A 9,951-nucleotide genomic window follows, 5' to 3' on the forward strand; every position below is an offset into this window, starting at 1 on the left:
GGTCGAGGTCGAGGGCGTCGGCGAGGTCGAGGTCGGCCTCGACGTGCAGGGTGCCGGCGTAGTGGACGTCGTCCTTGTTGACCGTGACATGGCGCGGGTCGACGGCGAGGTAGCCGTCCTCGGGGTCGGCGGCCGGATCCGGGGCGGCGAGGTCGAAGCGTCTGAGGGTCTCGGCGACGAGACGGTCGAGCTGTGCGGGTCCGATCTTCGCGGCCACGGCGGCGACCTGGGCATCGACCCACCCGGCAGCCTCGACAGTGAGCGCCGGGGTGGCGTGGATGGTGGCCTCGGCGACCGTGCGTGCCCGCCAGGCCGGCACCCGACCGGAGTGGACCTGCGCCCACAGCCGTGGGAGGCGGTGGCGCAGCTCGAGGGCATGCCCGATCAGTCGCTTCGCCGCGACGGTGGAGATGCCGAGGACCGACCCGATCTCGGCGACGCAGAACTCCGCCGCCGCGGGGCAGCCGATGCCGGCGATGGGTTCCTCGTGCTCGCGACCGAGACCACCGCCGAACGTGAAGGTCGCGGCGGAGTGGATGGACTCCGGCGGGTGGAGGTCGGCCCACCGCGCAGCAAGCGCCAACAGGTCGGCGGCCGCACGATCCTCGGCGGCCTTGCGGTCACGAGCGAGGGCGAGCAGGGCGGCGGGACAGAGGTCGTCATCGACCCCGGGTCCCACCTTCGGCCCTGCTTCGCCTGTCTCGATCATGTGTTCGATTATAGACAAGAGGTCCGACAACGATCCACGGACCAAGCACTCAGGAATCATCAAGATCCGCCGGTGGGCTCGAGCCGCTCTAGATGTACTCGGCAAGGACGTTGGTGACGGTCTGGGCCTTGGTGAACGAGGAGAACCTCCCGGCTTTGTGGAGATGTCTGACGTCTTCACCAACCAGGAGGTCCTCGTGGCCCACGCTACGCCCGTTTGAATCTGCGCGGTCGCCGTCTACTCGTTGAGCGGGTGATCGAGGACGGCAGACCCGTCGCTCACGTCGCCAAAGAGCTCGGCGTCTCGCGCCAGTGCGCCCATCGCTGGAGCGCCCGGTTCCGGGCCGAAGGCGACGCCGGGTTGCAGGACCGATCCTCGCGACCACACTAGTTGCCGGCGTCGAGTCCCTGACAGCATCGAACAGCGAGTGCTGCAGCTGCGTCGACTCGAGCGCCGCGGTCAGGACTGGCTCGGTCCTGAGCTCGGCATCCCCGCCCGGACCGTCGGTGCGATTCTGCACCGGCACCGGGTGCCGCTTCTGTACGTCCACGCTGCGGTCGACGACCACACCCGGCTGGCCTACGCCGAGATCCTCATCAACGAGACCGGAGCGACCTGCGCCGCCTTTCTCACCCGGGCCGCTGCGTTCTTCGCCGGCCACGTGGTCACCATCCGCCAAGTCATCAGCGACAACGCCTTGAACTACATCAGGTCGGGCGACTTCGCCGACGCTGTTGCCTCGATCGGCGCAGAGCACATCACCATCAAGCCGCACTGCCCTTGGCAGAACAAGGTCGAGAGGTTCAACCGCACCGTCCAGGCCGAGTGGGCCTACCGGCAGGTCTTCGCCACCAACAATCAGCGTGCCGCCCGCCCTTGGCCCGTGGCTCGAGTTCTCCAAGAATCAACGCCGCCACTCAGCCATCGGAGGACTCCCGCCGATCAGTCGACTGTCATGAACCTGCCTGCCGAGTACATCTAGCCTGTGCAGATGGTCGCGGACGACCGCGTGCTCCGAGCGATGCGCCCGGTCGACGTGGCTGCGGTCCTGGGCGTGCAGGAGCCGGCCGCGGTCGCGGGACTGTCGGACGTGTTCCCGCAGCACCTCCATCCCTTCCCGCGTGAGGTGATCGCCGATCGCTGGCGGGCGGAGCTGCGCGATCCCGCCGTCGACTGCTCGTCATCGCGGCGGACGACGAAGTGGCCGGCTTCGCCGCGGTGAGGGACGACGAGGTGCTCCACTTCGGCGTCGCGCTGGACGCATGGGGGAGCGGGCTCGCGGTCGCCGCGCACGACGCGCTGGTGGCACGCCTGAGGCACGCGGGTGTGGCTCGACCCTGGCTCCGTGTCTATGCAGGCAACGCTCGCGGGCGCGCGTTCTGGGAGAAGCTGGGGTGGGCGTGCACCGGTGAGCACACGCGGGGCACGATGCCGCCGTACGCCGAGCTGCTGACGTACGCGCTCCCCCCGGAGATCGACCGGAACCCGGCCTAGCCTGACGCCATGCCCGACGTGACGCCCGACGCACCGTCGTACTCCACCGCGCTCCTCACTCCCGACACCTGGGACGACTTCGCCGCCCTCGTCGAGGCCAACAACGGCGTGTGGGGCGGGTGCTGGTGCATGGGCTTCCATCCGGAGGGCCTGGTCGGGACGCCGGAGGACCGTCGGGTGACCAAGCGGGCCCACACCGACGCCGGCACCGTGCACCAGGTGCTGGTCTACGACGAGGGTGGGAGATGCGTCGGGTGGTGCCAGTTCGGCAGCCCCGCGGAGCTCCCGAACATCAAGAACGCCAAGGTCTACGAGAAGGACCTCGGAGAGCTCCCGCACTGGCGGATCGGGTGCATCTTCACGGGCAGCAAGCACCGGGAGAGGGGCGTCGCGAGGGCCGCGGTCACCGCGGTGCTCGAGGAGATCCGGCGCGCCGGGGGCGGCGCGGTCGAGGCCTACCCAGAGCAGGTCGAGGACCGCAAGCCGCAGCGCGGGGCCTACCTCCACACCGGACCCGAGACGCTCTACGAGGAGCTCGGGTTCGTCCGCGACCGGCAGATCGCCAAGTGGCGCTGGGTCATGCGTCTCGAGGTCGGCGCCTGAGACGTCGATAGGCTGGCCCGGACCCGACCCACTGAACCGAAGGACCACCCATGGCCGGCGGACTGTTCGCCCTCCTCGACGACGTCGCCGCTCTCGCCCGCATCGCCGCGGCCAGCGTGGACGACGTGGGTGCCGCGGCCGCGCGCGCCAGCGCCAAGGCGGCAGGGGTGGTCGTGGACGACACCGCCGTGACGCCGCAGTACCTCCACGGGTCCGCCGCCGCGCGCGAGCTCCCGATCATCAAGCAGATCGCCGTCGGCTCGCTGCGCAACAAGATGCTCTTCATCCTGCCCGCGGCCGTGCTGCTCGGGCAGTTCCTGCCGGGCCTGCTGCCGGTGATCTTGATCTTCGGTGGCGCGTTCCTGGCCTACGAGGGCGCCCACAAGGTCTACGAGCGCGTCACCGGCCATGCGACGGAGGCGGAGGAGGAGGTCGCGCCGACGGGGGAGTTCACCCCTGAGCACGAGAAGCGGACGATCGCGCAGGCGATCCGCACCGACTTCATCCTCAGCGCCGAGATCATGGTGATCGCGCTCAAGGAGGTCGTGGGCTCCGACCCCGACGCCAGCATCTGGATGCGGGCGATCGTGCTCGCCGTGGTGGCGGTCCTCATCACCGTCCTCGTCTACGGCGTCGTGGCGCTCATCGTGAAGATGGACGACGTCGGCCTCCACCTCGCGGAGAAGCCGTCCGAGTCCTCCCAGCGCATCGGACTGGCGCTCGTCTCCGCGATGCCGCGACTGCTCGCGGCCATCTCCCTCATCGGCACGCTCGCCATGCTCTGGGTCGGCGGCCACATCTTCCTGGTCAGCCTCTACGAGATCGGCGGCCACGACGGCCTGCTCGAGGGCACCGCGTTCGGTGACGTCCTGCACGCGCCGTACGACCTCCTCCACCACTGGGAGGTCGATGTCCACGACGCCGTAGGCGGAGCGCTCGGCGCCCTGGCCGGCTGGCTGCTCAACACGGTCGTCTCGGCGGTCGTCGGGCTCGTCGTGGGCGGCCTCGTCCTGGCCGTCCTGCACGCGGTCGGCATCGGCGGCGGCCACGGCTCGGAGCACGCACCGGAGCACGACGAGAAGACCGGCGAGAACACCGGCGAGAGCCCTGCGGGGACCGACGGCGGAGCGGCCGCTGAGGATTCTCCGAATCGCTGAGGCCGGTCCTACCCTTTTCGGGTCCGCGCGGGAGATCCCGACGATGCACAGATGTGCGGCGCAGACGCACCTCTCAGATTCCGGGAGACACACGATGGACTTCAAGGTCGCTGACCTCACCCTGGCCGCCTTCGGCCGCAAGGAGATCGAGCTCGCCGAGCACGAGATGCCCGGCCTGATGGCCATGCGCGAGCGCTACGGCAAGGACCAGCCCCTCAAGGGCGCCCGCGTCGCCGGCTCGCTGCACATGACGATCCAGACCGCTGTCCTCATCGAGACCCTCGTGCACCTCGGTGCCGACGTCCGCTGGGCGACGTGCAACATCTTCTCGACCCAGGACCACGCGGCCGCGGCGGTCGTGGTCGGTCGCGACGGCACCGTCGACGCCCCCGCCGGCACCCCCGTCTTCGCCTGGAAGGGCGAGTCGCTGGCCGAGTACTGGGACGAGGCCGAGAAGGTCTTCGACTTCACCGACGCCGACGGCCAGCTGATCGGCCCCAACGTCCTGCTCGACGACGGCGGCGACATCACGATGCTGCTGCACCTCGGCGTCGAGTTCGAGAAGACCGGTGTCGTGCCGTCGCAGGACAGCACCGACAACGAGGAGTTCAAGGAGGTGCTGCGCGTCCTGGCCCGCTCCGTCGCCGCCAAGCCGCAGCATTGGACCACCATCTCCCAGGGCATCAAGGGCGTCTCCGAGGAGACCACCACCGGCGTCCTGCGCCTCTACGACCGGTTCCGTGAGGGCACGCTGCTCTTCCCGGCGATCAACGTCAACGACTCGGTCACCAAGTCCAAGTTCGACAACAAGTACGGCTGCCGCCACTCGCTGATCGACGGGCTCAACCGGGCCACCGACGTGATGATCGGCGGCAAGGTCGCGGTCGTCTGCGGCTACGGCGACGTCGGCAAGGGGTCCGCGGAGTCGCTGCGCGGCCAGGGTGCCCGCGTCATCGTCACCGAGATCGACCCGATCTGCGCCCTGCAGGCAGCCATGGACGGCTACGAGGTCAAGCGCCTCGACTCCGTCGTCGAGACGGCCGACATCTTCATCACCACGACCGGCAACTTCGACATCATCACGGTCGAGCACTTCCACAAGATGAAGCACCAGGCGATCGTCGGCAACATCGGTCACTTCGACAACGAGATCAACATGGCGGGCCTGGCCAAGATCCCGGGCATCGTCAAGGACGAGATCAAGCCGCAGGTTCACCAGTGGATCTTCGAGGACGGCAAGAAGATCATCGTGCTGTCCGAGGGGCGCCTGCTCAACCTCGGCAACGCGACGGGTCACCCGTCGTTCGTGATGTCCAACTCCTTCACCAACCAGGTGCTGGCGCAGATCGAGCTCTTCACCAAGGCCGACCAGTACGAGCTCGGCGTGCACGTCCTGCCCAAGCACCTCGACGAGGAGGTGGCCCGCCTGCACCTCGACGCCCTCGGTGTCGAGCTGACGGAGCTCACCAAGGAGCAGGCCGAGTACCTCGGTGTTGACGTGGCCGGCCCCTACAAGTCCGACCACTACCGCTACTGAGCCGCTGGAGTCGCGGTGCCGGCGCGGGGGCTGTCCCTAGACTGGCGCCATGACTGATCCTGTCGAGCCCGCGCGCGGAAGCGTGCTCGTCGTCGACGACGACGCCTCCTTGGCGGAGATGCTCTCCATCGTCCTCCGCCAGGAGGGGTTCGACAGCCGCATCGTGGGCCGCGGCGACGTGGCCCTCGACGCGTTCCGCGACTACAAGCCCGACCTGGTGCTCCTCGACCTGATGCTGCCCGGCAAGGACGGCATCGACGTCTGCAAGGAGATCCGCGCCGAGTCCGGCGTACCGATCGTGATGCTCACCGCGAAGGGTGACACCGTCGACGTGGTCGTCGGCCTCGAGTCCGGGGCCGACGACTACATCGTCAAGCCCTTCAAGCCCAAGGAGCTCGTCGCCCGCGTCCGGGCGCGGGTGCGCCGCAACGACGTCTCCAACGACGAGGGCCTCACGATCGGCGACATCACCATCGACGTGGCAGGCCACTCGGTGACCCGCGGCGGCCAGCCCATCAACCTCACGCCGCTCGAGTTCGACCTGCTCGTCTGCCTGGCCCGCAAGCCCTGGCAGGTCTTCACCCGCGAGGTCCTGCTGGAGCAGGTCTGGGGCTACCGCCACAGCGCCGACACCCGGCTGGTCAACGTCCACGTCCAGCGACTACGTTCCAAGGTCGAGCACGACCCGGAGAACCCCGAGGTCGTGGTGACGGTGCGCGGCGTGGGCTACAAGGCCGGCACGTCCCCGGGCACGACCTAGGTGAGCCTGCTCGACCGCCTGCCCCCGATCCTGCGACACGGGCCGGCCTTCTGGCGGCGCTCCGTGCAGGCGCGGGTCGTGGTGAGCACCCTGCTGCTCTCGGCGGTGGTCGTCGGCATCGTCGGCGCCTTCCTGATCCAGCAGACCCGCGACGGCCTCCTCGAGAACCGCGTCGACGCCGTGGTGCAGGAGGCCGAGGGGGAGACCGCGACCGCGCGTACGGCGCTGGCCGCGGCGTCGGGCCTCGAGGTCGACGAGTCGGCCCAGCAGCAGGCGCTCGTCGAGCCCATCATCGCGCGCGGCTCGACCCGCGGCTTCGCGGTGATCCTGTCCCCGCCGATCGGCGAGGGCAGCCGGCTGGCCGACGGTGGCGCGAAGTTCACCGAGGGCCTCGACCTCTCCAGCGTGCCGGAGAAGCTGGAGGCGCGCTTCGACTCGGTGTCGCCGACGGCCTGGACCTACACGGACATCCGCACCACCCAGGAGGTGCCCGGCCTGCCCGCGGGCCCGGGCGTCGTGGTCGGGAGCCAGGTCCGCCTCCCCGCCGACGACAACACCTACACCCTCTACTACCTCTACCCGCTCGCCGAGGAGCAGGAGACGCTTGCCCTCGTCTCCCGCGCCATGCTGGTCGCCGGCGTGCCGCTGCTGCTGCTCGTCGCGTGCCTGACGTGGCTCGTCACCCGACAGGTCGTGACCCCCATCCGGATGGCCCGACGGGTCGCCGAGCGGCTCGCCGCCGGCCAGCTGCAGGAGCGCATGCGCGTCCGCGGCGAGGACGACCTGGCCCGCCTCGCCACGTCGTTCAACCAGATGGCCTCCAACCTGCAGAAGCAGATCCGCCAGCTCGAGGAGCTCAGCCGCCTGCAGCGCCGCTTCGTCTCCGACGTCTCCCACGAGCTGCGCACGCCCATCACGACGGTGCGCATGGCCAGCGACGTCATCCACGACGCCCGGCCCTTCCTCGACCCGGTCACGGGTCGGGCGGCCGAGCTGCTCCAGAAGGAGCTGGACCGCTTCGAGACGCTGCTGGCCGACCTGCTCGAGATCAGCCGCTTCGACGCCGGTGCCGCCGTGCTGGAGGCCGACGACGTGGACCTCGTCGACGTCGTGCGCCGGGTGGTCGACATGACCTCGGCGCTGGCCGCCCAGCGCGACACGCGGGTGGTCGTGCACGAGCCCGGCGCGCGGTGCATCGCCGAGGCGGACGTACGCCGCGTGGAGCGGATCGTGCGCAACCTCGTCACCAACGCGATCGACCACGCCGAGTCGCGCGACATCGAGATCTTCGTCGGTGCCGACCGGCAGTCGGCGGCCGTCGCGGTGCGCGACCACGGCGTCGGCCTCGGCCCGGGGGAGTCGGCGATGGTCTTCAACCGCTTCTGGCGCGCCGACCCGGCCCGCGCCCGCACCAGCGGCGGCACCGGCCTGGGGCTGTCGATCTCGCTGGAGGACACCCACCTGCACGGCGGCTGGCTCCAGGCGTGGGGCCGCCCCGGCGAGGGCGCCCAGTTCCGCCTCACCCTGCCGCGCCAGCTCGGCACCCAGCTGCGGCACTCGCCGCTGCCCCTGGTGCCCGACGACGCCCGGGAGTCGGCATGATCCACCAGCCCAAGCGCATGTGGGTCGTCCAGCTCATGGCCGCCTGCACGCTGCTGGCCGGGTGCGTGCAGATGCCGACCGACGGACCCGTCGAGGTGCCGCAGGTGTCGGCCGACGTCGACGACGTGCCCGGCATCTCCTTCGACCCGCGGCCGCCGCGCGCGGGCGAGTCGGCCGCCGAGGTGGTCGCGGGCTTCCTCGAGGCGATGAAGGCCACGCCGATCCGCACGACCGTCGCGCGCCAGTTCCTCTCCCGCGAGGCCGCGGAGGCCTGGATCCCCGAGCAGCAGATCATCACCTACGCCGAGCTCGACACGCCCGAGGGCGACACATCGGTGCGGATCCCGATGAAGGACGTCAACCTCTACGACGCCCACGGCTCCTGGCAGCGCACGCAGGCCGTGCGGGGGCTGCGGCTCCGGCTGGTCGAGGAGGACGGGGAGTGGCGCATCGACGAGGTGCCGGACGCGCTCATCGTCCCGGACTCGTGGTTCGACGACTGGTACCAGCGCGTCTCGCTCTACTTCTTCGACCCGACGTCCGAGGTGCTCGTCCCCGAGCCCGTCTTCGTCCCGCGCGGCGAGCAGTTCGCCTCCTCCCTGGTGCGCGGCCTGCTGACGCAGCCGCTCGGCGAGTCGCCGGACGTCGCCATGAGCTACTTCCCGGCGGGCACCACCCAGGGCCTGTCGGTGCCGATCGAGTCCGGCATCGCCAAGGTCGCCCTCTCGGGCGACCCGGATGCCATCGACGACGAGACGGCCCAGCGGATGCTGGCGCAGCTCGTGTGGACGCTGCGCCAGGAGCCGCGCATCAACGCGGTCCAGCTCACCGTCGGCGGCCGCGCCTTCGGCATCCCGGGGGGCTCGCCGCAGGTCGGGCTCGACGTGGGCCGGGGCTACGACCCCAGCGACCTGGCGAGCACCGACCTGTTCGCCCTGGAGGACGGGCGGGTGGTCCGAGGCTCGATCGGCGACTTCGAGTCCACCCTCGGCCCCCTGGGCGAGGGCGGCTACGACGTCCGCTCCATCGGCGTCGACGTCGCGGGCTCGCGCGTCGCGGCGATCTCCGCCGACGGCACCCGCATGGTCGTCGCGCCCGCCGAGGCCCCCGGCGGCCAGGTCTCCACGCTGATCTCGGGCGCCGTCGACCTCGCCGACCCCGTCTGGGACTACCGCGACCGCATCTGGGCGCTCGACCGCAACGGCGGCCGGGCCCGCATCATCCTCGCAGTCGAGGACAGCACCGCCGTCGCCGTGGTGCCCGGCCTCAGCGGTCGCACGGTCACCAAGCTGCTGATCTCGCGCGACGGCACCCGGCTGGTCGCCGTCGTCCGCGGACGGAAGGCCGACCGTGTGGTCTCCGCTCGCATCCGCCACGACTCCGAGGGCGGCACCATCGGCTTCACCACCCTCCGGACGCTCCCGTTGCCGGCGGACGGAAGTCCGCGGATCCGCGACATCGCCTGGCGCTCGCCGACCACGGTCTCGGTGCTCAGCGACATCAACGACGACTTCTCCCAGGTGCGCACCCTCTCGGTCGACGGTGCCCCCGGCCTCATCACCACCGGCGGCACCACCAGCCTGCGCGGCCGCATCCGGATGCTGGTCTCCGCGCCGGTGGACAGCGAGGCCTTCGCCCTCGCGGGCCGCACCGTGCGCAGCCTGACCCGCCCCGAGCGCACGGTGCCGACGCTCCCGCCGGGCCTCACCTCGGTGACCTACACCGGCTGACGGGCCCTGTCCACAGGCCGTACGCCGCCCCCTTGCCGTCGTACGGTCCGGGCTGCTGGCATGGGCCCCGTGCTCGACGAGGCGCTCGACCTGTTCCTCGGCAGCCGGTGCGTGGGGTGCGACCGACCCGGCCGGATGCTGTGCCCGGCGTGCCGCGGGTCGCTGTCGGTCCGGGCCCGGGTCGCCTGGCCCACGCCGGTCCCTGCCGGCCTGGTGCCGCCGTGGGCGACCGAGGCCTACGACGGTGCGGTCCGGGCCCTCGTCGTGGGGCACAAGGACCGCGGCCAGTGGGGGCACCGCCGCGTCCTCGGCGAGCTCCTGGCCGTGTCGGTGCGCGCGGCGACCGCCGACCTCGACCC

Annotated in this window: 9 protein-coding genes and 2 pseudogenes; 10 read left to right on the plus strand and 1 reads right to left on the minus strand. The window is 70.8% G+C overall.

Going from position 1 to position 9,951, the window contains the following annotated elements; genetic code table 11:
- Nucleotides 1-709, minus strand: a 709-nt coding sequence (locus tag JWN97_RS14595) for a DUF222 domain-containing protein (RefSeq protein ID WP_297623980.1), incomplete at its 3' end; no start/stop codon positions are given.
- A gap of 216 nt (nt 710-925) precedes the next feature.
- Between JWN97_RS14595 and JWN97_RS14600 the strand changes: the two are divergent.
- The 10 genes and pseudogenes from JWN97_RS14600 to JWN97_RS14645 all read left to right on the plus strand — a co-directional run.
- Nucleotides 926-1,668, plus strand: a pseudogene (locus tag JWN97_RS14600) (IS481 family transposase).
- Between the two features lie 32 nt (nt 1,669-1,700).
- Entirely contained in the window at nt 1,701-1,931 is a 231-nt protein-coding gene (locus JWN97_RS14605) for a hypothetical protein (RefSeq protein WP_297623983.1), read from the plus strand.
- Nucleotides 1,928-2,203 carry a GNAT family N-acetyltransferase gene (locus tag JWN97_RS14610; RefSeq protein WP_297623986.1) on the plus strand — a complete coding sequence of 92 codons (276 nt, stop codon included), beginning with the start codon at nt 1,928-1,930 and terminating at the stop codon, nt 2,201-2,203. The genes JWN97_RS14605 and JWN97_RS14610 overlap by 4 nt, the downstream gene beginning before the upstream one ends.
- Before the next feature lie 9 nt (nt 2,204-2,212).
- Entirely contained in the window at nt 2,213-2,806 is a 594-nt protein-coding gene (locus JWN97_RS14615) for a GNAT family N-acetyltransferase (RefSeq protein ID WP_297623989.1), read from the plus strand.
- A 50-nt stretch (nt 2,807-2,856) separates the two neighbouring features.
- Nucleotides 2,857-3,963: a DUF808 domain-containing protein gene (locus JWN97_RS14620; protein ID WP_297623990.1), complete on the plus strand. Its 1,107-nt coding sequence runs from the start codon at nt 2,857-2,859 to the stop codon at nt 3,961-3,963.
- A 94-nt stretch (nt 3,964-4,057) separates the two neighbouring features.
- Complete coding sequence (ahcY, locus tag JWN97_RS14625; protein ID WP_297623993.1) at nt 4,058-5,500, plus strand: adenosylhomocysteinase; 1,443 nt, start codon at nt 4,058-4,060, stop codon at nt 5,498-5,500.
- Nucleotides 5,501-5,549: 49 nt separating this feature from the next.
- Nucleotides 5,550-6,260, plus strand: a complete 711-nt coding sequence (gene mtrA / locus JWN97_RS14630; protein WP_297623996.1) for an MtrAB system response regulator MtrA — start codon at nt 5,550-5,552, stop codon at nt 6,258-6,260.
- On the plus strand, nt 6,261-7,862 hold the full coding sequence (gene mtrB, locus JWN97_RS14635; protein ID WP_297623998.1) for an MtrAB system histidine kinase MtrB: 1,602 nt from the start codon (nt 6,261-6,263) through the stop codon (nt 7,860-7,862). It abuts the gene before it with no gap.
- Complete coding sequence (locus JWN97_RS14640; RefSeq protein ID WP_297624001.1) at nt 7,859-9,592, plus strand: LpqB family beta-propeller domain-containing protein; 1,734 nt, start codon at nt 7,859-7,861, stop codon at nt 9,590-9,592. Before mtrB ends, JWN97_RS14640 begins: the two co-directional genes overlap by 4 nt.
- Nucleotides 9,593-9,652: 60 nt before the next feature.
- Nucleotides 9,653-9,951, plus strand: a pseudogene (locus JWN97_RS14645) (ComF family protein); the annotation flags it as partial.

The sequence above is a fragment of the Nocardioides sp. genome (assembly GCF_025965415.1).
Lineage (GTDB): Bacteria > Actinomycetota > Actinomycetes > Propionibacteriales > Nocardioidaceae > Nocardioides.